The 24678-nt window shown below is 45.1% G+C and carries 22 protein-coding genes and 1 pseudogene; 14 read left to right on the top strand and 9 right to left on the bottom strand.

From position 1 onward, the window contains the following. Positions 1–96 precede the first annotated feature (96 nt). On the top strand, positions 97–672 hold the full coding sequence (locus tag ACUALS_RS18675) for a DNA-3-methyladenine glycosylase family protein (protein ID WP_454449363.1): 576 nt from the start codon (positions 97–99) through the stop codon (positions 670–672). Positions 673–755: 83 nt separating this feature from the next. Then, on the top strand, positions 756–1736 hold the full coding sequence (locus ACUALS_RS18670) for a hypothetical protein (RefSeq protein WP_454449362.1): 981 nt from the start codon (positions 756–758) through the stop codon (positions 1734–1736). 26 nt (positions 1737–1762) lie between these two features. Here ACUALS_RS18670 and ACUALS_RS18665 read toward each other — a convergent pair whose 3' ends face one another. Beyond that, positions 1763–3325: a DNA cytosine methyltransferase gene (locus ACUALS_RS18665; RefSeq protein ID WP_454450049.1), complete on the bottom strand. Its 1563-nt coding sequence runs from the start codon at positions 3323–3325 to the stop codon at positions 1763–1765. 125 nt (positions 3326–3450) lie between these two features. Between ACUALS_RS18665 and ACUALS_RS18660 the strand changes: the two are divergent. Continuing rightward, positions 3451–3549 (top strand): annotated as a pseudogene (locus ACUALS_RS18660) (peptidylprolyl isomerase); the annotation flags it as partial. A gap of 17 nt (positions 3550–3566) precedes the next feature. Here ACUALS_RS18660 and ACUALS_RS18655 read toward each other — a convergent pair. The 3 genes from ACUALS_RS18655 to ACUALS_RS18645 form a co-directional block, all read right to left on the bottom strand. Continuing rightward, positions 3567–3890, bottom strand: a complete 324-nt coding sequence (locus tag ACUALS_RS18655) for a c-type cytochrome (RefSeq protein WP_038137264.1) — start codon at positions 3888–3890, stop codon at positions 3567–3569. Between the two features lie 90 nt (positions 3891–3980). Beyond that, positions 3981–4985: a low-specificity L-threonine aldolase gene (gene ltaE / locus ACUALS_RS18650; protein ID WP_454449361.1), complete on the bottom strand. Its 1005-nt coding sequence runs from the start codon at positions 4983–4985 to the stop codon at positions 3981–3983. A gap of 11 nt (positions 4986–4996) precedes the next feature. After that, positions 4997–5527 carry an NUDIX hydrolase gene (locus tag ACUALS_RS18645; protein ID WP_454449360.1) on the bottom strand — a complete coding sequence of 177 codons (531 nt, stop codon included), beginning with the start codon at positions 5525–5527 and terminating at the stop codon, positions 4997–4999. 258 nt (positions 5528–5785) lie between these two features. On the opposite strand from ACUALS_RS18645, the gene ACUALS_RS18640 reads away from it, so the two are divergent. Both ACUALS_RS18640 and viaA read left to right on the top strand, forming a co-directional pair. Beyond that, the gene (locus tag ACUALS_RS18640) at positions 5786–7450 is read left to right on the top strand and encodes an ATPase RavA domain-containing protein (RefSeq protein WP_038137257.1); all 1665 of its coding nucleotides are present in this window, start codon (positions 5786–5788) and stop codon (positions 7448–7450) included. A 9-nt stretch (positions 7451–7459) separates the two neighbouring features. Beyond that, entirely contained in the window at positions 7460–8905 is a 1446-nt protein-coding gene (gene viaA / locus ACUALS_RS18635) for an ATPase RavA stimulator ViaA (RefSeq protein WP_038137255.1), read from the top strand. A 40-nt stretch (positions 8906–8945) separates the two neighbouring features. On the opposite strand, the gene emrD is transcribed toward viaA, so the two are convergent. Together emrD and ACUALS_RS18625 are read right to left on the bottom strand one after the other, a co-directional pair. Then, complete coding sequence (gene emrD, locus ACUALS_RS18630; protein ID WP_005472324.1) at positions 8946–10154, bottom strand: multidrug efflux MFS transporter EmrD; 1209 nt, start codon at positions 10152–10154, stop codon at positions 8946–8948. 212 nt (positions 10155–10366) lie between these two features. Beyond that, positions 10367–10675 (bottom strand): cysteine-rich CWC family protein, encoded by a 309-nt coding sequence (locus tag ACUALS_RS18625; RefSeq protein WP_454449359.1) that lies wholly within the window; start codon positions 10673–10675, stop codon positions 10367–10369. Positions 10676–10824: 149 nt separating this feature from the next. On the opposite strand from ACUALS_RS18625, the gene ACUALS_RS18620 reads away from it, so the two are divergent. Next, positions 10825–11094, top strand: a complete 270-nt coding sequence (locus ACUALS_RS18620; protein WP_331399844.1) for a hypothetical protein — start codon at positions 10825–10827, stop codon at positions 11092–11094. Here the strand turns inward: ACUALS_RS18620 and ACUALS_RS18615 are convergent. Beyond that, positions 11070–11993: a DMT family transporter gene (locus ACUALS_RS18615; protein ID WP_197057160.1), complete on the bottom strand. Its 924-nt coding sequence runs from the start codon at positions 11991–11993 to the stop codon at positions 11070–11072. The genes ACUALS_RS18620 and ACUALS_RS18615 overlap by 25 nt on opposite strands. Before the next feature lie 147 nt (positions 11994–12140). Between ACUALS_RS18615 and ACUALS_RS18610 the strand changes: the two genes are divergently transcribed. Next, positions 12141–12596 (top strand): Lrp/AsnC family transcriptional regulator, encoded by a 456-nt coding sequence (locus tag ACUALS_RS18610; protein ID WP_038137243.1) that lies wholly within the window; start codon positions 12141–12143, stop codon positions 12594–12596. Here ACUALS_RS18610 and ACUALS_RS18605 read toward each other — a convergent pair. Next, positions 12589–13650 (bottom strand): GGDEF domain-containing protein, encoded by a 1062-nt coding sequence (locus ACUALS_RS18605; protein ID WP_454449358.1) that lies wholly within the window; start codon positions 13648–13650, stop codon positions 12589–12591. The two genes, ACUALS_RS18610 and ACUALS_RS18605, sit on opposite strands and share 8 nt — an antisense overlap. 118 nt (positions 13651–13768) lie before the next feature. Next, on the bottom strand, positions 13769–14245 hold the full coding sequence (locus ACUALS_RS18600; protein WP_038137240.1) for a MarR family winged helix-turn-helix transcriptional regulator: 477 nt from the start codon (positions 14243–14245) through the stop codon (positions 13769–13771). 389 nt (positions 14246–14634) lie between these two features. Here ACUALS_RS18600 and ACUALS_RS18595 point away from each other — a divergent pair, with 389 nt between their 5' ends. The 7 genes from ACUALS_RS18595 (at position 14635) to ACUALS_RS18565 (ending at position 24642) form a co-directional block, all read left to right on the top strand. After that, positions 14635–16212 carry a BCCT family transporter gene (locus ACUALS_RS18595; RefSeq protein WP_038137237.1) on the top strand — a complete coding sequence of 526 codons (1578 nt, stop codon included), beginning with the start codon at positions 14635–14637 and terminating at the stop codon, positions 16210–16212. A gap of 305 nt (positions 16213–16517) precedes the next feature. Next, the gene (locus tag ACUALS_RS18590) at positions 16518–18155 is read left to right on the top strand and encodes a methyl-accepting chemotaxis protein (protein WP_454449357.1); all 1638 of its coding nucleotides are present in this window, start codon (positions 16518–16520) and stop codon (positions 18153–18155) included. A 57-nt stretch (positions 18156–18212) separates the two neighbouring features. Continuing rightward, positions 18213–18731 (top strand): NUDIX hydrolase, encoded by a 519-nt coding sequence (locus ACUALS_RS18585; RefSeq protein ID WP_454449356.1) that lies wholly within the window; start codon positions 18213–18215, stop codon positions 18729–18731. Between the two features lie 294 nt (positions 18732–19025). Continuing rightward, on the top strand, positions 19026–20789 hold the full coding sequence (locus tag ACUALS_RS18580; RefSeq protein ID WP_334474168.1) for an extracellular solute-binding protein: 1764 nt from the start codon (positions 19026–19028) through the stop codon (positions 20787–20789). Between the two features lie 135 nt (positions 20790–20924). After that, complete coding sequence (locus ACUALS_RS18575; RefSeq protein ID WP_454449355.1) at positions 20925–22010, top strand: microcin C ABC transporter permease YejB; 1086 nt, start codon at positions 20925–20927, stop codon at positions 22008–22010. A 2-nt stretch (positions 22011–22012) separates the two neighbouring features. After that, positions 22013–23047, top strand: a complete 1035-nt coding sequence (locus ACUALS_RS18570) for an ABC transporter permease (protein ID WP_038192249.1) — start codon at positions 22013–22015, stop codon at positions 23045–23047. 2 nt (positions 23048–23049) lie between these two features. After that, positions 23050–24642: an ABC transporter ATP-binding protein gene (locus ACUALS_RS18565; RefSeq protein ID WP_454449354.1), complete on the top strand. Its 1593-nt coding sequence runs from the start codon at positions 23050–23052 to the stop codon at positions 24640–24642. Positions 24643–24678 lie beyond the last annotated feature (36 nt).

The raw sequence follows: 24678 nt of genomic DNA, 5'->3' as shown, positions 1-24678 counted from the left end.
AGTTTCTCAAATATGTAATGCAAGTGTTGTGATGACACCATTTTACAAGGCATTCTATTAAACTGAAGATCTTGAAACCTTTTCAGACATAAATCTATGGAAAAAATCACAGCCCACTTGAGACAACAGTATCCAGATCTGATCGTATTCTTGGATCAAGCATCTCCAATCAATGAGTTGGATGCGAAAAACACACATATCGTAGAGGCAATGGCAAGGATTATAGTTGGTCAGATGTTATCTAGGCACGTGGCAAATGCTATTTTCAGACGAGTTGAGCATCTGTTCCAATCCCCAGAGCAACTGCTTGAGTGCAACGAATCAGATTTTACCCAACACGGTGTATCGAAGAACAAAGCAAAAGCTATTTTAAATTTTGCGGAGATGTACTTTCATGATCCAGAACGGTTTGAACAATGGTCTAGTCTGGATTTTGAGCAGCTCCGAAGAGAGGCTAAAGATATTTGGGGTGTATCAGATTGGTCATTGTCAATCCTAGCTATATTCCACTTTGGTCATTCTGACGTTTTTCCTGAAAAAGATGGTACGCTCAAGCGTGCTCTTTTCAAATTTCAAGAACAAAAGATAAATATTGATGTGGATGATGCTAAGCCTTACAGGTCTTACTTAGCTTTATACCTCTGGAAGTTCATTGATGAGGATATTATCTAAAAATCATAAAGTTAAGATGTTTCTTCTGGACGATTTTTTGCAAGAATAGTACTCTCGTTCAAAATACTAGAACGAGGCTAGATATGAATACGTGTGAACTATTACAGAAAATTAGTAATGGCCATCGGATTAATTCAAAAGAAGACATTGCACTTAAGAAAGATTTCAAGAAAATTTTTTATGGTGGTGATGGCTATATGGCTTGGCGTAAAAAGGAAGAAACAGGCGCAGGAGGCTCTTTTAACAAGGATCGCTATGCATTGCTTCAAAGCTATGTGAAGGAAAGAGCTGATCAGATCGCGAGTGAATTTGTTGAGGATGCTTTACAGGATGTATATGAGCTAGCATTACAACACTTGAATGCTCGATTGTATGGTGTAGTAGATAACTTTTCAGCTTGGAAGAGCGATAGAGAGTTTTCTCTCAAAGGTTCAGCACTGAAGTTATACGATACAGTTTGCGATATTCTTAAAAATGGCAAAGATGCACAAAAACATCGTATCATATTGATTCTTGGTGTTTATGCAGAGGGGAGCTTAAGCCAAGCTAGGAAATCCATTGCGGGAAGCGGTGGTGAAATGGTGTTAGAAGCATTGTTACAATCTCGAGGATTTACCAAAGATAAAGATTATGGCACTCAATTTACTTCTGAAGGATCTGACACTGATATTGTTATCCCAAATGCGACTAAGCCTGAGGAAGTCAAAGCCTATATCGCTGTTCAGATTAGCTCAAACGACCGAACTCGCTTAACGACAAGCGAGCTAGTTCCGGGACAACGTAATTACTTCGTATCATTCAACGGTTGCAGTGCTTCTACCAAGAATACAGATGATATTGGTGATGAAATAGTTGCGAAGTATGTAAAAGAAGATATTTTGTATGTTGTTACGGAAAAAGAAAGAGAACGTGCAATTGCTACGTCTGTAGAACGATTAGAAAAAGAGAAAAAGAAAAGCAAACCTGACCCTGAAAAAATTAGGTTCGGTGAAAATAGACTCAAATGGCTTGATGAAAAGAGCATAACGTTTGATGAATTTATTGAGCAAGTATCTCGCCTGTAATAAAAAAGCCCTTTCGGGCTTTTTTATTATCGATTTCGATTAAGGAGGTCTTTGATAATATATCCTAGAGTTCTCCCCAATAGTGGAGGAACTGCGTTACCTACTTGGGTGTATTGTGGAACTTCGAATCGTCGACTTAAACCACCAGTAGAAAGTTTAGAGCGAAACACAAATGAATCAGGGAAAGATTGCACCCTTGCCATTTCTCGAACAGTAAGTGTTCTTAGTGGATCATAGTGACAAGCATCATCAGGGATACTTAACGCAGCTGGTGCTGGAGCATCAGGGTTAAGTGCTTTCTGAGTTTGCTTCTTAGTCTTATGAGCAAGAAGCAAAGACAGGATTTCTTCACCATCAATAGCTTTCCGAAGACTTTGTTCATTTTCAAATAGGAAATCAAAACCCATAAGTTCTTGAGCAGCGATGTCTGTTAATTCGACCTCTTTACCTTTAAGCACTTCTTTAACTTCTTTCTCAGTTGTCTTTGATACTTTAGTTAGCACTTGATAAATCCTAAATCTACGTTGTACAGACTCAGAGTTCATCTTAGGAGTAAAGTTATCGATTTCTTCAGTTCGTTCACCCAATAGATCATTGATTAAATTGACGTAGTATGACTTTGCATTATTAGTACACAGGTCATCAATCGCTTGTTTGACACTAAACTCATGACCTTTGAACTGTATTAAGCTTTGCAAGAAAGTGTTCTTGAAGGCGTTTTCTTGCTTTTCTACATCGAAGCACTGGAGAATTCCAAATTCAGGTTCAATGTTATCGTTCATACTGTTTGATAAAGCGATACCAGATTCGAACAATGTTTGTTCTTTTTCACTAAACGTATGAATAATGTTGTTTAAGTAATCTCTACGAACAGAGATCATGATAAAGCGAGGTCGATTTTGAGCTACACCTGCATATTTCGCATTAATGTGTAAGCAAAGTGGAACATAATTTAGACTAGCAAAGACTTTGGCCACTTCAAACCAAGCATGATATTTATTGCCGTCATCGTCTGAAAACGGACGTAGTATGCCAGTCACATTTTCTAGCAACGCAATCTTAGGCTGAACGTGTTCAACGAACTTGGCAAACTCCCATGGTAAGCTGTTTTTATCACAGTCTTTCTTTCGCATTCCAGCCATACTGAAACTTTGACAAGGAGGTCCACCTGAAACCAAGTCAACGCCCAAGTTAGTGCCATTAAAAGCATGAGAGATTGAGTTTTTTAGCTCTTGGTTTTCAGATAGAAGTTGATTTATATGCTTGATATCACCAACTAACATTTTTCCTTTTAACTGGTGTGGAGCATAAGTTTCAAAGTCATTAACACCTTTACCTAGTTCAGGGTACTCGAATGGGTTTTCTCTGAGTCGAGGTTTTAGCTCTTCGAATTGGCTACTGACCCATAGAGCATTTTCTGGCTTTTCTTGGTTATCAGCTTTCTCAAGCAGATTTTCTTTAAAAAAGTTATAGGTGAATGTCTCCGCAGCCATAGGAGAGATTTCATTTGCTAGCAGTAACTCAAAGCCAACGGAATCTAGACCAAGGGACAAGCCACCACAGCCTGCAAATAGTTCGATATGGTTCATAAAACAACTCAGGAAAAAAATTTGCTCTATTGTATATAAAGACAGTGGTTTTGGGTACTGAAAGCTAGGGAAATTTATGAGCAAGTTTTTATCTAGCGTAAGATTGTTGCGTTATATAGCATACCCGCTTTGACAAGGTCTGTTTCTCTGGTGAGACCCTCGTACCACATCTCGTAAAAACCAAGTTTGGTTGGCACGTTGTGAAGGTGCTGTACCGTACTTAATACCATAAGGTGTTCTGTTAATGAGCTTGTGTGTTTTGCTGAGCGTAGTACGCGGCAATATCTTTTAAATCTTGCTCATTGAGTCGAGATAGCTGCGCGGCCATCATTTCAGCAAGTGGACCAGAGCGATTACCACTTTTGTAATCTAGCATCGATTGATACAGATATTGTGCGTTTTGGCCGTTGAGGTTGGGATAGCTCTTATTGACCGCAACGCCGGTTGCACCATGGCAAAACACACAGCTTGGTGACTTGATCTTACCCAGTTCGGCATCGCCAAACTGAGTCGCATGTAAGTGTGAGGCAAAAAGCAGGGCAAATAAGGTAAGTATTGGCTTCATCGCGTGGATTTGAGTTGTTGAAATTAGCCTAAAGAATAAAGCTTCCCCTAAGGGGAAGCTCAATAGTTCAGATCAACAAATCGTGAGGCGTTACAGATACGCGTTGATTTTCTCGATCAAAGTATCGATATCTTGCTTGGTGATATCTTTGTGTGTCACGAAGCGGATCGGATTTCCGGGCGTAATCGTAATGCCGTCTTGAGCGAGTTGCTTGGCAATACCATGAATATCAACGCTCTCATCCAATTTCGCGAATACGATATTGGTCTGTACAAATTCTGTGGCCACAGTAAATCCATCTAACTTATTCAACTTTTCAGCCAGATGCTTCGCGTTTTGGTGGTCGACTTTCAATTGTTCTACTTGCTCTGTTAGTGCCAGTTTGCCAGCAGCAGCAAGAATCCCGGCTTGACGCATACCACCGCCAACCATTTTACGCAGACGACGTGCTCTGTCGATAAAGGCTTGGTCACCAAGGAGTAAAGAGCCAATAGGGGCTGCGAGCCCTTTTGACAAACAAATTGTCATCGAGTCAAAGTATTGAGCGATCTCTTTGACGTCAATCTCAAGTGCGACCGCTGCGTTGTAGACGCGTGCGCCATCAAGGTGAAGCAATAGGTCGTTTTGGTCAACAAACTCACGAGCTTGTTTAAGATACGCCATCGGTAACACTTTGCCATTGATGGTGTTTTCCAAGCTAAGCAGCTTCGTTCTGGCAAAGTGGGAATCATCCGGTTTAATAGCAGCCTTAAGTTTGGCGAAATCGAGTGTACCGTCTGGATTGTTTTCGATAGGCTGAGGTTGAATCGAGCCCAAAACCGCAGCGCCACCGGCTTCATATTTATAGTTGTGGGCTTGCTGACCGCATAAGTACTCATCACCGCGCTGACAATGTGCCATTAGACCTAGCAAATTGGCTTGCGTTCCTGATGTGGTAAACAGTGCCGCCTCAAAACCATGGCGTTGTGCGACCCATTGCTCAAGTTCATTGACGGTCGGGTCATCACCGTAGACGTCATCTCCCACAGGGGCTTCCGCCATCGCTTTTCGCATCGCGGGAGTTGGTTTAGTCACGGTATCTGAACGAAAATCCATTTGATTATCTCCTAAAGGTATCCACATAATTTCGCTTTGCTAAGACACGCTATGGTTTTCGCATCGCTCACTTCGCCACGAATGATCTTTTGTTCTAATTCTTCAATGGTTAGGGTAATGACTTCGATCACTTCATCGTCGTCACATTCGTATCGGCAGGTTTTGTCCAACTCTTTTGCGACAAACAGGTACTGTATTTCATCACAAAATCCAGCTAAAGGCGTCACTTGGCCGAGCGAGATCATTTGTTTTGCGCTGTATCCCGTCTCTTCTTCTAACTCTCTTCTGGCACATTCTTCGATCTCTTCCGCGCTTTCAATGGTGCCTGCTGGAAGCTCTAATAACCACTTCTTTAGCGAAGGACGAAACTGATTGATAAGAATGATATGACCATCTTGAGTTATCGGTAAGATCACCGTCGCTCCGGGGTGAACAATCGTTGTGTGTTGAATATTTTTGCCATTTGGGAGGGTGACAGACTCTTCGACCAAAGAGATTCGTTTCCAGCTATGGAGGGTTTTACTTGTATCGGAAGGTATCATGATTATTTTCTTTACAACTAACGCTGACGTTACCTTATCCGCTTCTTCTCGCGAATGAAAGAATTAACCTGTTATCGTTTGCGTCTCGCTGAAGCATTTTTGCGACTCAAGCTACATTAATGCAAACATTGATTTCAATGGCTTACAGACAACCCTGATTTGATATAAAGATTTGCCCTATCTACAAAATGCACTTGTAACAAAGTGATAACAAATGTATAAACTTATACATAAGTCTGCTCATAATCAGAGGTAAGCATGATAAACCCAACAAGAGCCTCCCACTCACAAAAAGCATTACTCTCTGAAAGGATCAATAAGCTCGCTCAAGCCTTATCTGACGGGGTTTACGAGCGAGAAGAAACCATTAAACTTTGCCTGTTAGCCGCCCTTTCTGGGGAGAGCGTATTCCTACTTGGCCCCCCTGGTATTGCAAAAAGTTTAATCGCCAAGCGCCTGATCCAGGCATTTGACAATTCCTCGTATTTCGAATACCTGATGACTCGCTTCTCAACACCGGAAGAAGTGTTTGGTCCGCTTAGTATCCAAGAATTGAAAGATAACGGCCGCTACGTCCGTCTAACGGAAGGGTATTTGCCAACTGCACAAGTCGTCTTCCTCGATGAGATTTGGAAGGCTGGACCTGCGATACTCAACACGCTTCTCACTGTGGTGAATGAAAAAACCTTTAAGAACGGTAATGAAATTGAGCGCGTCCCGATGCGCTTGTTGGTTTCTGCATCTAACGAGTTGCCAGATGAAGACAGCGGCTTGGAAGCGCTATATGACCGAATGCTGGTGCGTGTGTTCGTCAATCGTATTCAAAACAAGCAGAACTTTAAGTCTATGCTCACGGTGGGAACGCCACAAGAAGCAAAACTCCCTGAGGGTTTAGCCATTACGGATGAAGAGTATCACCAATGGCAATCGGAGCTAGATACGCTAGAGCTGTCTGATTCTGTGTTTGAAAAACTCTACGAACTCAAAACCATGTTGGAAAACGCAGCGCAAGAGTCAACGGGCGTCGACATTGCTGATACCGACATGTATGTCTCTGACCGTCGCTGGAAGAAAGCCGTCCGATTGCTAAAAGCGAGCGCATTTTTCAATGGCCGTGATGAAATCAATCCGCTTGATCTGTTACTGCTACAAGACTGTTTGTGGAACAGTCCAGATTCACGTGAGGTGGTTCGTAAGGTCATCAAAGAGTTTGCCTTGATGCGAGCGTTTGATCAGCAAGACGTTGAGCAGCAAATTACCTTGTGCCGTGAAGAACTTGCAGAGATTCAAGAAGAACTCGAATCTGAGTTTGGCGTGATGCTTTCAATGGAATCAACAACGGGTCTACTCAAGAAGCAGATCCACAGCTACGACATCTCCGATGCGAAAAGCTATCAGGTGGGCAGCGCTTACGACCTCGTTAAATTGGTCTTACTCCAAAGTAACATGTCAGTCACTGAGTCTGAAAAAGGTGACAGTCGCTGGGTTTACGTCCCTAAGAATGAACTAGAGCGAGTGATCAAAGAAGGTCACGGTGACGTTTATGGATACGTGAATACCAATACAAATCTGGTTAGATTGCGTTTTGATGTCGATGGCGCGAACAACTTGGTGATTAAAGACATCGCTAATCGTGCCGTCTTAGTTTCCATCGTGACCAACAAAGGCTTAGATCAAACGCTTTATCAAGAGTGGTTTGCCAAAGCTGAGAAAGCAATGGCGCAGCTAGAACATGCTGAACACCACTTGCTGAGAGTGCGTTCGAATTTCCACGGAGCCTTGCCACATAGCTTTGTCGAACAAGAGATTCCAAGGGCAATGGAAGCGAGCTTACAACACCTTCAACAAGTACTGGAATCGACCAAAACCGAGTGTGAACGTACGGTTTTCCGTTTCAAGACCTTAAATCAATTCTTTGAATAGGAGAAATGAATGTTAGGCGCAGATGGATTAAACCTCGCACTGATGATTGCCGATTCTGGCATCATAGACACGGCTGTGAACGACTTAATGGCTCGCTCTCAGATGATGGCGGTAGCGGAAAACCGCGGCGTTAAGTCCTCGGTAAAAAACCATCTATTGAAATGGCGTGGAAGCGTTAAGAAGCGCATAACTAAGGTGTGTGAGACGGAACGTTTTCAACAAGAACTCGCGCTCTACCAAGAGGTGATCTATTGGGATGAAGCGCAGTTTTTTGAACAGATACCAGAAGTCATCAAAAAGCTAGAATGGCACTCTGCATTTTACTTGCAGGCGCGTCGCCTAATGGAGAAGAACAAAGGGGTGAACAACCCAATGTTCCCGCACTATTTCTGTGATCAATGGTATCAAAGCCTTTCCGATGCCATTCGACAGGCGCAATTGACCGAGCTCGAAGCCAACAAAGAGAAAGTGCTCAAAGATCTTTACCAACGCATGGAAACCATGAAGAACATGGATAAAGTGACGGAAGAGGGTGATGAAGGCAGTGTTGGCCGTCTGTGGGACATGGCGTCGGCTCGATTGAGCAAAACTGATCTTACCGTGATGAAGCGTCATGCAGAGTTTTTGAAAAAGAACCAAGGCCTTCAAGAGATCGCAGAGAAGCTTGGCCGAATGGCGAGTCAAGTTGACGATCCTGATTTGAACAAAGCGCCTTTGGAAGAGCCTCAAATTGTTGAAGAGAAATCTGACAAAGCCACCGATGATATCGTTGGTATTCATGAAGGCGACGATCTTAATAAGCTGTTACCCAACGAAACCATGTTCTTGGCTTATCCTGAGCTAGAAGTAGTGTTCTACAAGCATCTTGTTGATAAGCGTCTCATGAACTACAAAATGCAAGGTAAGTCTCGCACTTTGCGCAAAGTACGCGCGCAAAAACCAGACAATGCCCAAGTTGATGTAGAGAAAGGGCCATTTATCATTTGTGTCGATGCATCTGGCTCAATGAGTGGCTTTCCTGAGCAGTGTGCCAAAGCGATGGCGTATGCGCTGATGCAAATTGCGCTGGCTGAAGATCGTGACTGTTATGTCATTCTCTTTTCTTCAGAGCAAATTACCTATGAGCTGACTAAGCAAGATGGCTTAAGAGAAGCGAGTGATTTTCTTACCTACAGCTTCCACGGTGGCACAGATTTAGAACCCGTGCTTATGAAGTCAATTGACTTAATGACCGGAGACAAATACCGAAACGCGGATATGGTGGTGATCTCGGACTTTATTGCACCTAAGCAGTCAGAAGAGATGATCGCCAAGGTCGATGAACTGAAAGAGCATAAAAACCGCTTTCATGCGATCAGCCTGTCTAAATATGGCAATCCTGAGTTAATGACAATGTTCGATCACTGCTGGTCTTATCATCCCAACCTGATGGGACGAATCATGAAAAAATGGTAGTGGAAAGATAAAGAAAAGGAGCTCAGTGAGCTCCTTTCTTTTAGATAGCCAATGGCATTTGATCATTAGATTGGTCGTGTTTACGGTAAACGCGAATAAGACCAATCAGCGCGAGTAATGACATGATCAACATCAATGCACCTAAAGGCATCTGATTAGTGGTTGGAATCATGGATGCTCCTAAGGTTGCTAAGCCAGCACCGAGGTTTTGCATGCCACCAAGAACCGCACCGCCAGTCCCTGCATGATAGGGAAGTGGAGAGAGCGCACCTGTCGTGGCAGCAGGGAAAAGAATGCCCGCACCCAAGAAATAAATGGTTGCTCCGCCGACTAATGTCAACGCTGTAGTTTGCCCCATTAAACCAGGAATCAATACAATCAAAGAGCCAGCCATAATGGCAAACAAACCGAACATCAGCGCGCTTTTTTCGTTCTTCTTCGCAGCAATAATGCTTGAAAGTGCGGCACCGACTAAGTAACCCGGAATCGGCATTACAAATAGTAAACTGACGGTGGTTGCAGGAAGTTGTAACACCCCACCGAGCAGCACACCTGCCGCCGCTTCAAAAATAGCGACACCAGAAAACGTTGCCACCAAGCAAATTAGGTAGCCTTGGAAGCGTCGGTCCGATAATACGTAGCGATAGCTGTCGGTGACTTTTTCATAGCGACGTTTCTCTTTTGGCAGTGTTTCCATAAAGCTTGTCATCATGGTAATAACGACCGCGATACCAAATAGCGCGAGGAACATGTAGCTAGAACGCCAACCGAACACTTCTGTGAGATAGCCCCCTAGAACAGGTGCGATAAGAGGCGAAAAAATCACACACATGCTGATCAAGCTGTTGACCTTATGGAGCTCTGCGCCCGAGAACACGTCTCTCGTTAAGGTGCGTGACATAGCGCCACCACAGCCTATACCAAGACCTTGAATAAAGCTTCCCGCTAAGAACCATTCATATTGATGGGCAAACAACGCCATGATTGTGCCTAGGATATAAATCACCAATCCAACAATGATGATGGGTTTACGGCCTAAGCGATCGGAAAGAGGTCCATAAATGAATTGAGAAAAACCATACGGGATTAAGTAACAAGCCATGACCGCCTGCAATGCTGCCGGTGAGACTAAGAACTCATTCGCCATGTGACCGATTGACGGTACGTACATGGTTTGAGTCATTTGGCCAACAGCGGTCAAAATCGCAATTAAAAACGTGAGTTTAATAACTTGTGAAGACGCGGACATTTCCTATTTTACCTAAATTCAAAACGCAAGAAACCAATAGCTTTGCCGTAGCTAAGCTAATTTAAATAACGAGAAAGGGAACTTTCAGGCGCGAGATATTAGAGCGAGTTAGAAGAGCGAGCAACGAAAAAGTGTGATCTTAAGCAAGATAAAAATCTATGATTTGGATTAGAAAAACTAATCCAAAATTTAATCCATGAAAACAAGAATTTTTATGCGATGGGTAAGTTTGTTAGGCAAGAACGGCATAGGCAAGAATCGTTACTCTGTAGTGAGCTTGTATCGCGTCTTTCCAAACTAAAACACCAACATGTGGCCTTGCCTTCACTAAGATCGCAGCTTGCTGGTTTACCGCATTGAGGACACTGATGGCTTGATGTTTTGCCACGTAAACGGTCTATAACAGACTCTCTTTGCTCATCGGTCATCATTCGCCACGTTGCGATCTCTTCAACAGTGCGATGACACCCAAGGCAGATTCCACCTTCATTTTTACATGCAGCGATACACGGTGTTTTCACAAACTTATTCCAACAATGATTTAGGGCAGATGACTATAAAGGTTTTAGCAGAGAACCACCATAGTAAAGAAAACACACAAATTTCTTTGTCATTAATTGCAAATGACAATCATTATCATTAATATAATTTGCAGTTGAATAAAAAAATAATGTTTACAATGATTCCTTCTCTTGCTGCCGGAGTCTTTATTGCCGCGTTGGGTAAGAAGATCCATTTACAAAACGTTGAACTGCTGGTCTGGCTTATCTGGTTAGTTGTGCTCGAAACATGGCTTTCACACGGTGCGGTCTCGTTACTTATCGCACTTTTTGTGTTGGCTCCCTTCATCATTAAATGCAAGCCTTATGCAAAACCACTATTCCGCGCTGCGATCGTTGCCAGTTCTCTACTGATTTATTTGAACTTTGGCGGTTGGTAGAGCAAGGAGCTATCTTGCTTCATAAAAATATTGCTCGCGATAAGGCTACCAATACAAATCAGCGACAGAGCCACCCAACCAAGAAGTGAAGGCTGCTCATTGAAGATTGGGATGGCTAAAAATGTCGCAATTGCTGGCGTTGCAGCGCCAAATGCTGCTGTTCTTTCTGCGCCCAGCACGGAAATAGCATGTAGATAAGTAAAGGCGGCAATCACGCCTGCACCAATCCCTTGTAGCATGATGTGACCAATTAGTTCTTTCCATGGCCATTCATTTACCGCTGTGGTGGCTAAGTGGCTAGGCAACCAGCCAAGATGAATCGAAAGTGCGAGTGTGAATGTCGAGAGGAGTGATATAAAGCCCGCCGTTACCAACGGATTTAGGCTCGATACGCGAGCACAGATGGTGAACATTGCCCACATGATGCTTCCGGTTAGGAACAGCAGATGCCCTTGCATACGCTCACCGTTGAGTTCCATCAAGTTGTGCGACATAAAAGCGGCAATACCAATGATGACCAATACCAAACCAGCAATCCGATGCTGGCTTAACGGCTGCTTAAACAGTAAAACAGCAATCCCAGAGACAAACAGGGGCAATGTGCCTGGTATCAAGGCGCTGCCATCAGAGACCGGTGCAAACTGCATCCCTGAGCCTGCAACCAACAAATAAGGCAGACCGCAGCCAATGAACATGCCAAGTAAATAGCGTGGCGGAACCGCTTTAATGCTCAGCCGAGAACGAATCACGAGTGGAAGTAAAATCACACACGGGATTACAAAGCGTGTCAACGCGATATCAGCGGTGGTGAGATCGGAATGCGCACCGCTTCTCAGCGATAGAAAAAAACCAGACCAGAGCAGCAACGTGGCAATCATTGCCAAATATCCTGAAATCATAATGATGTTATCAATTTGTATTTGTTTGCGTTAATTATGAGTCGTAACCGTTGGCGTTATATGGCAAACTTCGCTAAATTTTTCTCATTGCTTGGTGGAAAGCATTAAATCTATCGTAATAATTGATAGAAAAAGTTAAGGATAAGTATGGATAGAATTGATAAGCATATTCTTTCGCTACTGCAGAAGGATGCAAGGTTATCCACTGCGGACATTGCGGATAGGGTTGGACTTTCGGCTTCACCGTGTGCGCGGCGAATCAAAAAATTGGAAGAAGAAGGCGTGATCGCGGGATACCAAGCCAAATTGAGCAAACCTGCGATTGGAGTCGGGATGACGGTTTTTGTTGAAGTGAGTTTAAACAACCACCAAGCGGCGTCTATTGATGCATTTGAACAGGCGATTTTGGAAATGGGCGAGGTGACAAACTGCCACGTTGTGTCAGGTGCCTATGACTACTTGTTGGAGGTTGTTAGCCAAGATCTCACCGGATATGAATCGTTTACTCGAAAGTTACAGAGGTTGGATAATGTCAAAGACATTCATACCCACCTTGCAATCCGCCAAGTGAAAGAGTCGAGTGAGCTGCCTGTTTTCACTTAACGGTTTGTTTGCCAGACTCTTGTTGATAATCAACATCTTCATATTGAGAAAGCGTCGAGTCGCAGTAGACAGAAACCCGATTTCGACCAAGAGCTTTGGCTTGATATAAGGCTAAATCGGCACGCTTGATCCAAGCTTGGCTGGTTTCAAATGGTACCGATTCAGCGACGCCACAACTGAGTGTGACTTTGACATCATGTGGGTAGGCTTGCTCTGAGATATTCCTTCCGATCAGATTCATAATCGTTTCTACCGCATACTTATCGACACCGTGAAACAGCAACAAAAACTCGTCTCCTCCGACTCTAAAGAGCAAGTCATTCGCTCTGGTATTGCTGTTGATGGTTGCAACCGCTTGTTTGAGGACCGTGTCGCCCGTGTCATGCCCATAGTTGTCATTAATGGTCTTAAAATTATCGACATCGATCATCACAATGGTTGAGTAGCCATACTGCTCAATGGCCCTGTCGAGGTAACTATGCAGTTGATGGCGATTCAATGCCCCCGTCATCGCGTCTCTTTCTAGCAGGTGCCTTAGTTCACTTTGCAATTTATGCACTTCCTTGACCACCACATGGACAATCGTAAGGGTTGCAACAAGGGAAAACGTGTATCGAGCGGTCACTTCCGGATCTTGCTGAGGGTAAATCGCAGCCGTCACACCGATAATGATGAGCAGGTTTGACAAAAGAGCCACCCGCTCTGAAAACAAGAAGACAATTGCTATCACGATAGGGAACACCCAGTAGGTTGCAAGTGTACCGAAAATGTCGATCGCCATAATAATCGAGGCGCCGAGCAATGTCAGTGGGATCAAATTGCCGATTACTCGTTGTTCATTGTAAACGATGGCTGCAACTTCAAGCAGTAAGGTGATTTCGAAAGCAAGTAGGACGATGGCGAGGACAGTTTCACCAATGAGGATGTTTTTAACCGCAAGTGGAACGAAAACAACCAGCGTGATGATGGCGATAAGTTTGAGGACGCGCTTCTTTTGATTGACGTCTAGGATGGTATCGTCTGCGTGGAGTTCAAAACTTGTCTTTTTAACCATCCGACACCTTTGCACTGGTTAATCAAAGTAGCTTTTGCGTGACGAAAAGCTACTAAGACGCGTTGTTTCACTTATTACAACTTTAGACCAATGCCCGGATAGTTCAATTCAGATAAGGCTATTCCGGTTTAGTGATGCTGCCCAGTTCAAGCACTGGCGCCACTTCAATATCTTCAGCGTTCATCATCGATGAAATACGTTGCACCGACGATAGCAGCAGAGATTGCTCCCACTCTTCGAGCCTTTGAAACTTATTGATGAAGTTCTGTTGCAGAGGCATAGGGGCTTGGCTCAGTACCTCTAAACCTTTATCAGTGATGTACGCATGAACTTTACGTTTGTCTTGATTACTGCGCACACGCTTAACAAGCTCGTTTCTTTCTAAGCGGTCAAGGATTGTGGTCGCAGTTGCTTGACTCATATTGGTATGATTCGACAACTCGCGTATGGTCACTTCACCTAACTCTTTGATTGAACGCATTAGAATCAGCTGAGGGCCTGTTAAACCAGACTCTTTGCTCAAGCGTTTGGAGTGTAAATCGATCGCGCGAATTATTTGGCGAATTGAAACGAGGACTTCTTCGTGCTTTTCCAATGTTCATCCTTAGTCAGCAAGCGTTTTAAGGCGTGAAAATACATGATATTGACGCCTAATTGAAGAGCAAAAATAAATAACAATCTCATTTAGAGATGCGGGTTGTTTAATTATGTTAGAAGACGGGTGAATAATTGCACATCTAATGTTTAGAATTCAAAGTTAATGGTGGTTTGGGTTGAGCGAGATCACAGTTACTGTTTAAACAAAATGGCCTTTTTGTGGTGGATTTGTGAGCGGTTAAGCGCGTTTGACTGGCAACTTACACTGGAAGGCGTACAATAATGTCGGTTCGATCAAGTCTTGAAATAAGATAAAATTACTTTCATCACTAATGAATTTTAGTTTTAGGCTTTGATTAGGGAAAGATAATTATCGAGAGAGGAAAAATGACGAAAGGTATCGATAAGTACAGTATCGACAGTACCGATTACACCATCGGTCAAGATAACGTGCAAAAGTGGGGGTTCGATGTTCATAACCCTGTCTTTGGCGTCAGTGCAGGATTTATCGCCCTGTTCCTATTTGGCGCTCTAGTTATGGATGCGGAAACGGCTAAATCCGCGTTAGATGGCCTGAAGTGGCAAATCATTGGAAGCTTCGATTGGCTGTTTATCTGGTCTGGCAACATCTTTGTCGTCTTCTGCTTGGCGCTTATCGTATCGCCTTTGGGTAAAATTCGCCTTGGCGGCCAAGATGCTACCGCAGATTACTCATTCATCTCTTGGCTCTCTATGCTTTTTGCTGCCGGTATGGGTATCGGCTTGATGTTCTGGAGTGTGGCTGAACCTGTCGCTTACTTTACTGGTTGGTATGAGACTCCGCTCGGCGTTGAAGCCAATACCGCTGAAGCGGCGAAACTGGCTATGGGTGCGACGATGTTCCACTGGGGTCTTCACCCTTGGGCTATTTACGGTGTTGTGGCGTTATCGCTCGCGTTTTTTGCATACAACAAAGGTTTGCCTTTATCTATCCGTTCCATTTTCTATCCGCTACTAGGCGATCGCGCTTGGGGCTGGGCTGGGCACATCGTTGATATCTTGGCTGTGGTCGCAACCCTGTTTGGTCTTGCGACGTCTCTAGGTTTAGGCGCGCAACAAGCGGCGAGTGGTATTCAACATGTGTTTGGCATCGATGCAGGCTTAGGTTTGCAAGTGGTTGTGATTACTGTCGTAACTTTACTTGCGGTAGTCTCTGTTATTCGTGGTATTGATGGTGGCGTTAAGGTCATCAGTAACATCAACATGGTGGTCGCATTCGTTCTGCTGATCCTGGTTGCGTTGATTGGTTACGCTGTGACTTTTGGCAATATCGGTACTACCTTGATGGCGTATGTTGAAAACATCATTCCTTTGAGTAATCCGCACGGTCGTGAAGATGAAGCATGGTTCCAAGGTTGGACTGTGTTCTACTGGGCATGGTGGATCTCATGGTCACCATTCGTGGGTATGTTTATCGCGCGCGTATCTAAAGGTCGAACAGTCAGAGAGTTCATGACTGCAGTACTGCTAGTCCCAACGGCAGTGACGCTTCTTTGGATGTCGGTGTTTGGCGGTATTGCGATTGATCAGGTCGTTAATAATATTGGTGAGTTGGGTGCAAATGGTCTGACGGACGTTTCTCTGGCGATGTTCCAAATGTTCGATGTTCTGCCGATGGGCACCTTGCTCTCTGTTATTGCTGTTGTATTGGTACTGGTGTTCTTTATTACCTCTTCGGATTCAGGTTCACTGGTTATCGATAGCATTACCGCAGGTGGTAAAGTCGATGCACCTGTCCTACAACGTGTTTTCTGGGCGTTTATGGAAGGGGCGATCGCGGTTGCTCTACTTTGGATTGGTGGTACAGAAGCGATTCAAGCGCTGCAAGCGGGTGCTATCTCTACTGCACTGCCGTTTACCATCGTCTTGTTGCTGATGTGTGTTAGCTTGCTAATGGGTATGCGTACAGAGAAGTACCAAAATTAAGATAAAGTTTGTTGATTAAAAGGGCGCTCGGCGCCCTTTTTTTGTACCTGCTCACGAATAAAGTTGAGTTTTGTGATCTGAGCAAGTCCGGTGGCAAAACTCCACTGTGTATCTACTCAATAAGTTAAAATAACCTTTTTGTTATTAACGAAATTTCATCGAGTTTTTCTCCAAGATTCATAAAGTTCGTCACTATTAGCTGCTACATTTTTACTTATTAAAACTATCAAATTTATACAAGTGCCGAATGCTTCCTTAAGAAGGTCTTGGCACTTGAACAATGTTTAGAGCTAGGGATCGGAATTATGAATATAGAAAGCTTATCGAAGGTGTCCATTGCGACACGGGCTTGGTCAATATTAGCGTTGTTCGCAATAGGCTTGTTGTTGAACACCTATTTGAATATCGACAAATCGCGTGAGCACATGCGTGAAAACTACGAGCGCGGCGTCATGACGATAGTGGAGTCTGCGCACGGTGTCGTGGAGCACTATTACGATCTTTATCGTGCCGGTGAAATGAGCGAGAAAGAGGCGCAAGCGAGCGCCCTAAAAGCGGTTTCCGCTATGCGCTTTGATGGTGATAACTATGTCTTTGTTGGTGACAATGCGGGTATCCAACTCGCGACGGGTGTGAGCTCGTTGTTGGGCAAAAACATCATGGGATTGCAAGACAGTTCTGGAGAGTACTTTGTTCAGAGACTCTATCAAACCGCGCGCAGTGGAGGAGGGTTTGTTGACTATACTTGGCGCAATCCAGACAAAGGGACAACAGACCCTAAAACCAGTTATGCGCTAATGTTTCAGCCTTGGCAATGGATGATAGGTTCAGGAATGAACATGGTTGCGTTGCAAGCTGCGACTGAACGTTCAGAAATGGCGTCACTCGGTTACGCGGTCGCAATTTTGTCGGTTCTCTCTCTCATGATTGCGTTCTTCATCAAAACCATTACGTCCCCCCTCAAACGCTCTGTGCGCGCCATGCAGGCGTTGTCGAAGGGCGAGGGAGATCTTACTCAGCGTTTACCCGAAGAGGGCAGCTCTGAGCTAATTCAACTTGCGCGCTACTTCAACCAGTTCGTCGCTTCTGTGCAGTCGATTATGCTGAACATTAGCGATGCGGGTAGCCAGGTATCGAGCGCGGCAAATCAGTTGTCGACGTCTGTTCACCATATTGACGACAGTTTAAATCAGCAGCAGTCTGATGTGGATATGCTGGCCACCGCGATGACACAAATGCTTGCAACGGTAGAGGAAGTGGCGAGTCGGACGGTTGAGGCGAATGATGCCAGCCGTCTAGCGGCCAATGAAACGAACAGCAGCCATCAGATCATAAGCCAAAATGTCAATGAAGCGAATCAACTAGCGCAGCAAATGGATTCGGCCAGTCATGTGGTTGAGCAGTTGGCGAGTGACGCAAAAAATGTCGACACTGTGCTGGAAGTGATTCGTGGGGTAGCAGAGCAAACTAACTTACTTGCGCTAAACGCTGCCATTGAAGCTGCACGGGCGGGTGAGCAAGGACGTGGATTCGCCGTGGTGGCTGATGAAGTGAGAAGCCTGTCGTTACGCACTCACGAATCGACGCTGGAAATTCAAAATATTGTTGAAAAGCTGCAAAATGGCGCTGGCAATATCGTTACGGTTATGGAGCAGGGCGCTGTCAAAGCCGTCAATGCGTCGAGTTTGTCTTCGCAAGCCGGTGAGGCATTAACCCGCATCAACAAAGAAGTTCACACGATTGAAGAGATGAATCAACACATCGCGACCGCCGCTGAGGAACAAACGGTCACGGTCAACGACATCAATCGAAATGTGGTGAGCTTAAATGACATGGCATCGAGTGTCTCTGAGGAATCAGCACAGATGGCGAGCGCTAGTAAAGAGCTGCGCAATGTGTCGGAAAACCTGATGTCGATGATCAATCGCTTCAAATTGGCGTAACTTGAGGAGACAGGGTGATGTGGTAGAATCGGCGCAAATTTTTTTGCTGAGCTGTAAATGAGACATTTAAACACCACCGTTCACCCTGACATCGACCATCTAGACGATAAAGTCATCTATCAACGAAACGCGGCTCGTGCCATTGTGGTTGATGGAGAAGACATCTTACTGCTCTACACGGAGCGCTATCACGACTACACGATTCCAGGTGGCGGCTTGGATGATGGTGAAGACGTCATCGCAGGTATGGTTAGAGAGCTAGAGGAAGAGACCGGAGCGCAGAACATTCACTCTATCAAGCCTTACGGAATCTATGAAGAGTTTCGTCCTTGGTACAAAGACGATGCAGACGTTGTCCATATGATCTCTTATTGCTACACCTGTAAAATTGACCGCCAATTGGGTGAAACCTCATACGAGGATTATGAGATAAAAAACGGCATGAAAGCTGTGTGGATGAACATCCATGACGCGATTGCTCATAATGAAAAAACAATGGCAGAGAGCCCGAAAAAAGGCATGAGCATAGAGCGAGAAACGTTTTTGCTCCATTTAGTCGCCAAAGAAATGCTCTAACAGTGAGTCCGCAAAATGCGGACTCTTTTTTATCCCAACTCCACTTGTTTTAGGAACACTTTCAGCGGCTCCGCGTACACTTTCCTTCAAGAACGGTTTTGCTTCACAATGCTTCCTAGTCTTAACGAAATCGTTTACATAAACATTGTTCCGCTTCTATACTGATCCAAGTAATTGAATTATTAATATTAATTATTCGTACTGTAGAGCGTATAAACCAGATTATTAAAGGATGAGTATATGGGGAAAGTACGTCATTTCGCGGTGGGTTGCTCACTGCTGTTGTCTGCTCAAATGAGTTTCGCTGATGTGATTGAAACGCAAGTTCTTGTCGGGTTTGGCGAGGCAAAATACGCGTCGGATTTCGCGCACTTTGATTACGTTAATCCAGATGCACCAAAATACGGCTCGGTGACCTTTGGTCAGGTTGGAACCTATGACAGCTTCAACCGATTTGGGTCTCGAGGTGTTTCCGCGGCAGGCATTGGTGAAATCTACGATACCTTAATGTTTTCCCCAAGTGACGAAATAGACGCTTACTATCCCCTTATCGCGGAGCGCGTCCGCTACTCAGACGACTATCAGTGGATTGAAATCGATATCAATCCTAAAGCCAAATTCCATGATGGCAAACCTATCACCGCGCATGATGTCGCGTTCACTTTCGACAAGTTTGTCAAAGAAGGTGTGCCGCAGTACAAAGTCTATTATCAAGATATAAAATCTGTCACGGCTAAAAATGATCGTACGGTTCGCGTAGACATGGTTAAGCCGAACCGAGAGAAAATGTTCCGCTTTGCGCAGAACACTCAAGTTTTACCCAAGCACTATTGGCAAGATAAAAACCTCGCAGAGCCGCTATCGACTCCGCCAGTGGGAAGCGCGGCTTACAAAGTGGTGGATTATAAGTCTGGGCAAAGCGTCACTTATCAACTTGTTGACGATTATTGGGCCAAAGACCTCCCGGTGAATGTAGGGCGCGATAACTTTAAAACCATCACCTACGATTACTATCGAGACGAAACCGTCATGCTTGAAGCGTTCAAAGCGGGCGAGTTTGATTTTCGGATTGAAAACGTAGCCAAGTTTTGGGCCAACTCCTACACAGGCGTCAATTTTGACAAAGGATTCATCGTCAAAGAAGAGATCGCTCACGAGCGTCCAGCCAATGCACAAGCGTTTGTGTTTAACACTCAACAAGCTATTTTTAAAGACCCAAAAGTTCGTCAGGCGCTGAACTACGCGATGGACTTCGAGTGGATGAACAACAACCTGTTCTACAACCAATATACCCGTACTCGGAGCTATTTCCAGAATACGGAATATGAGGCTAAAGGCACGCCACAAGGCGACGAACTTGCCTTGCTGACCAAGTACAAAGATCAGCTGCCTCCACGCTTATTTACTGAAGAGTTCCAGCCGCCAGTTACCGATGGCTCGGGTCGTATTCGTAGCCAGATGAGAAGTGCGTTCAAACTGCTCAAAGAAGCGGGGTGGGAGCTAAAAGATAAAGTGATGACCAACACCGCAACCGGTGAACCGTTTAGCTTTGAGCTGCTGATCTATAGCCCGACCACAGAGCGGATTGCGATACCCGTACAGAAAAACTTAAAGCGAATGGGTATTGAGATGAAGATACGAACGGTGGATACCACTCAATACATCAAACGCCTTCGCGATCGTGATTTTGATATGGTCTCTTCATCCTATGGCGCGAATCCATACCCAGGGCCCAACTTGCTGATCGTTTGGAACTCCAATTACATCGATTCGACCTACAACACGGCAGGAGTGATGGATCCGATTGTCGATGAATTGACTGAGCAAATCGCGAAAAGCCAACAGAATCCAGACAAACTGCTTACGCTTGGTAAAGCGCTTGACCGTGTATTGCAATGGAACTACTACGTGATTCCACAGTGGCACTTAAGCAAATACCGCGTCGCGATGTGGGATAAGTTTGAGCGCCCGGCGATTATGCCGAAGTATGACCTTGGCCAAGACACTTGGTGGGTCTCTAAAGAGAAAGCGCAAAAACTGCCTGAGAAACGTCAATAGTGATTGTCTAGTTCACATGGCTACTATGCTGTAGCGCTATCACAAGATGCGAACCAGAAGGTGACGCGTTACAGCAGTAATCGCTAAGAGACCAGAGCGCATTGATTCGCGGCTCTGAAATACGCAGAGGGAAACATGGCTGCCTATATATTTCGCCGACTACTTTTGGTGATTCCCACCTTGTGGGCGATTATCACCATCAACTTCTTTATCATTCAGATTGCGCCCGGTGGACCGGTAGAGCAAGCGATCGCCCAGATGGAGGGGCACACCTCTGGCATTATGGAGCGTTTTACTGGCGGTGGTGCCGAAGTGGAACTCGCGGACGACCAAAATAATGCCTCTGGCTATAAAGGCTCGAGAGGTTTGGACCCAGAAGTAGTTGAGGCGATAAAAAAGCAGTTTGGTTTTGATAAGCCACTGCTTGAGCGCTATGTGGAGATGCTCAAAAATTACGCTACATTCAATTTTGGTGAAAGCTTATTCAAAGGCGGCAATGTCATTGACTTGATTGTTGAACGCCTCCCTGTCTCCATCTCACTTGGCTTGTGGAGCACATTGATTATCTATTTGATCTCTATTCCTCTTGGCATTTTAAAAGCAATCCATCATGGTTCTCGATTTGATGTCTGGTCGAGTGCGGTCGTGATCGTGGGTTATGCCATACCAGGGTTTCTCTTCGCCATCATTTTGATCATTCTATTCGCTAGTGGTAACTATTTCAGTTGGTTTCCGCTAAGAGGCTTGGTGTCGAGTAACTTTGATCAGTTAGTCTGGTATGAACAGGTGATGGACTACTTTTGGCATTTAACCTTGCCGATATTAGCGATGGTGATTGGCGGGTTTGCGACCTTAAGCATGCTGACCAAAAACTCCTTTCTGGATGAGATCAACAAACAATATGTGGTGACCGCAAGAGCGAAAGGGCTCGATGAGCGCAGCATTCTCTACAAGCATGTGTTTCGCAACGCCATGTTGATTGTAATCGCAGGCTTTCCCGCCGCTTTTATCAGTATCTTCTTTACCGGGTCAATGCTCATTGAAGTGATGTTTTCACTCGAAGGGATTGGGCTACTTGGCTTTGAGTCGACCATCCAGCGTGATTACCCTGTCGTATTCAGTTCGTTGTACATCATGACCTTACTCGGATTGCTGCTCAGTATCATCTCCGACTTGACCTACACCTGGGTGGATCCACGTATTGATTTTGAGGCTCGTTAACTGTGATTGAAAAAAGACGCAACCCACTCAATGAAGCTCGTTGGTTACGATTTAAAGCCAATCGCCGCGGTTTTTGGTCGCTTTGGGTCTTTGCTTTGCTCTTCTTTGTTAGCCTATTTGCAGAGCTGATCGCCAACGACAAACCGTTATGGATAACGTACGACAATCAATGGTATTTCCCGATCGTTTCGCAGTATGCAGAAACTGAGTTTGGCGGAGAGTTTGAAACAGAAGCCGATTACAAAGACCCGTTTGTGGTTGAGCTCATTGAAGAAAAAGGGAGTATTGTTTGGCCGCTCATTCCGTTTAGTTACGACACGATTAACTTTGATATTCAAGGCTCGGTTCCATCGGCGCCTGATGCGGTGAACTGGCTCGGCACAGACGACAAAGGAAGAGACGTCTTGGCGCGAATTATTTACGGCTTTAGAATTTCGGTGTTGTTTGGTTTTGTATTGACCATTATCTCAAGCGTCATTGGCGTGGTTGTGGGGGCGACACAGGGCTACTACGGAGGTTGGCTTGACCTGCTTGGTCAGCGTTTTATCGAAGTGTGGTCTGGCATGCCTACCTTGTTTTTGTTGATTATCCTTTCCAGCTTCGTTGAGCCCAATTTCTGGTGGCTACTGGGTATTATGGTCGCATTTAGCTGGATGAGCCTGGTGGGGGTTGTTCGCGCTGAGTTTCTTCGTTGCCGTAACTTCGATTACGTACGAGCCGCTCTGGCAATGGGCGTCAGTGACAATCGCATTATGTTAAGGCACATGTTGCCCAATGCGATGGTAGCGTCACTTACCATGATGCCGTTTATCTTGTCAGGTTCGGTGACGACCTTAACCTCATTGGACTTTCTTGGCTTTGGTTTACCCGCGGGTTCACCGTCGTTAGGTGAACTCTTGGCACAAGGAAAAGCAAACTTACAGGCGCCGTGGCTAGGGTTTTCGGCATTTATTGTCTTGTCACTTATGCTGACACTGCTCGTGTTTATCGGTGAAGCCGTGCGCGATGCTTTCGACCCGCATCATCAAGGGAGATAGCCATGACTCATCCGATACTAACCATGGAAAATCTGTCTGTTGGCTTTGGCCGACAGGCGAACATAGAACAGGTGACCCATCAGGTCTCGTTGTCGATTTGTAAGGGGGAAACACTAGCGCTTGTCGGCGAGAGTGGCTCTGGAAAGTCGGTGACTGCAAACTCGATTCTAAAGCTATTACCCAAAGGCTCCGCGCACTACTTGGAAGGTAAAATTACATTTGATGATATCGACATACTTCAATGTTCTGAGCGGCAGCTGAGAGGCATCAGAGGGGGAAGAATCGGAATGATCTTCCAAGAGCCCATGGTCTCTCTAAACCCGCTGCATAAAATTGGTAAGCAGCTGGTGGAAACTCTCTCCATTCACCGTGGCGTTAGACAAAGCAAAGCGGAAACCATCGCCATCGAATGGTTGGAAAAAGTAGGTATTCGCCACCCAAGCGTCAAAATCAACGCCTATCCTCACGAGTTGTCAGGAGGTGAGCGGCAGCGTGTAATGATTGCGATGGCGTTAATTAATGAGCCAGAGCTTCTGATTGCTGATGAGCCAACAACAGCGCTAGATGTGTCAGTTCAGGCGCAAATCCTCGACTTGCTAAAACAATTGCAGCAAGAGCTCGGTATGGCGATGCTGTTTATTACCCATGATTTGAGCATTGTCCGCCGTATCGCGGATCGCGTTGCCGTAATGCAAGAGGGGCATCTTGTCGAAGTGGGCGAGTGTCAACAAGTCTTCCAGTCACCTAATCACGCTTATACCCAGTTACTCATTAATTCAGACCCTAGGGGGACGCCGGTTGTTGTCAGTGAACCGAGCGAACCAATACTGGATGTCGAGCAACTTAGGGTTTGGTTTCCAATCACTGGCGGCGTGTTCAAACGGGTGGTTTCGCACATTAAAGCGGTCACCGACATGCAAATCAGTTTGTCTCGTGGTCAATCTATCGGGTTAGTCGGAGAAAGCGGTTCTGGTAAGTCGACAACAGGTATGGCGATTCTTAAGTTGGTCAACTCGGAAGGCTCTATTCGCTACCAAGGGAATGAGCTTCAAGGACTAGATCGCAAGGCGATGCTGCCATATCGGCGCCGAATGCAAGTGGTGTTTCAAGACCCGTTTTCAGCACTTAATCCTAGGATGTCCGTTGCGCAAGTGATAGGCGAGGGATTGCGTGTCCATGAGCAGCTTAGCGATGAAGAGATCGATGAAATGATTGTTAAAGTGATGCGAGAAGTGGACTTGGATCCGGATTCCCGTCATCGCTATCCAAATGAGTTCTCCGGAGGTCAGAGACAACGTATTGCGATTGCACGGGCGCTTATCCTAAAGCCTGAATTTATATTGCTCGATGAGCCAACCTCATCCTTGGATCGAACGGTTCAAGCGCAAGTGCTCGATTTACTTAAATCGCTGCAACAGAAGTACGGGCTAAGTTATCTATTCATTAGCCATGACCTGAATGTCGTTAAGTCTTTGTGTCATTACACCATTGTGCTCAAGCAAGGAGAAATTGTGGAGCAAGGCGAAACGAAAGGGCTGTTTACTGATCCTCGGCACCCCTATACCAAAGAGCTTGTCACACTGTCGAGTTTATAGAAAAAGAAACGCCGTCTAAGTAGACGGCGTTATCGA

Source organism: Vibrio sp. NH-7 (assembly GCF_053643215.1).
Note: the sequence above shows the minus strand (reverse complement) of the source record. Positions and strands in the feature narration are given on the sequence as shown.

Bases quoted from the DNA above. Each gene is read 5' to 3' on its own strand.
- ACUALS_RS18565 (WP_454449354.1), top strand. From the start codon at position 23,050: ATGACTCATCCGATACTAACCATGGAAAATCTGTCTGTTGGCTTTGGC.
- ACUALS_RS18585 (WP_454449356.1), top strand. From the start codon at position 18,213: ATGAGACATTTAAACACCACCGTTCACCCTGACATCGACCATCTAGAC.
- ACUALS_RS18675 (WP_454449363.1), top strand. From the start codon at position 97: ATGGAAAAAATCACAGCCCACTTGAGACAACAGTATCCAGATCTGATC.
- emrD (WP_005472324.1), bottom strand. From the start codon at position 10,154: ATGTCCGCGTCTTCACAAGTTATTAAACTCACGTTTTTAATTGCGATT.
- ACUALS_RS18590 (WP_454449357.1), top strand. From the start codon at position 16,518: ATGAATATAGAAAGCTTATCGAAGGTGTCCATTGCGACACGGGCTTGG.
- ACUALS_RS18615 (WP_197057160.1), bottom strand. From the start codon at position 11,993: ATGATTTCAGGATATTTGGCAATGATTGCCACGTTGCTGCTCTGGTCT.
- viaA (WP_038137255.1), top strand. From the start codon at position 7,460: ATGTTAGGCGCAGATGGATTAAACCTCGCACTGATGATTGCCGATTCT.
- ACUALS_RS18620 (WP_331399844.1), top strand. From the start codon at position 10,825: ATGTTTACAATGATTCCTTCTCTTGCTGCCGGAGTCTTTATTGCCGCG.
- ACUALS_RS18575 (WP_454449355.1), top strand. From the start codon at position 20,925: ATGGCTGCCTATATATTTCGCCGACTACTTTTGGTGATTCCCACCTTG.
- ACUALS_RS18595 (WP_038137237.1), top strand. From the start codon at position 14,635: ATGACGAAAGGTATCGATAAGTACAGTATCGACAGTACCGATTACACC.
- ACUALS_RS18605 (WP_454449358.1), bottom strand. From the start codon at position 13,650: ATGGTTAAAAAGACAAGTTTTGAACTCCACGCAGACGATACCATCCTA.
- ACUALS_RS18670 (WP_454449362.1), top strand. From the start codon at position 756: ATGAATACGTGTGAACTATTACAGAAAATTAGTAATGGCCATCGGATT.
- ACUALS_RS18645 (WP_454449360.1), bottom strand. From the start codon at position 5,527: ATGATACCTTCCGATACAAGTAAAACCCTCCATAGCTGGAAACGAATC.
- ltaE (WP_454449361.1), bottom strand. From the start codon at position 4,985: ATGGATTTTCGTTCAGATACCGTGACTAAACCAACTCCCGCGATGCGA.
- ACUALS_RS18655 (WP_038137264.1), bottom strand. From the start codon at position 3,890: ATGAAGCCAATACTTACCTTATTTGCCCTGCTTTTTGCCTCACACTTA.
- ACUALS_RS18640 (WP_038137257.1), top strand. From the start codon at position 5,786: ATGATAAACCCAACAAGAGCCTCCCACTCACAAAAAGCATTACTCTCT.
- ACUALS_RS18610 (WP_038137243.1), top strand. From the start codon at position 12,141: ATGGATAGAATTGATAAGCATATTCTTTCGCTACTGCAGAAGGATGCA.
- ACUALS_RS18665 (WP_454450049.1), bottom strand. From the start codon at position 3,325: ATGAACCATATCGAACTATTTGCAGGCTGTGGTGGCTTGTCCCTTGGT.
- ACUALS_RS18580 (WP_334474168.1), top strand. From the start codon at position 19,026: ATGAGTTTCGCTGATGTGATTGAAACGCAAGTTCTTGTCGGGTTTGGC.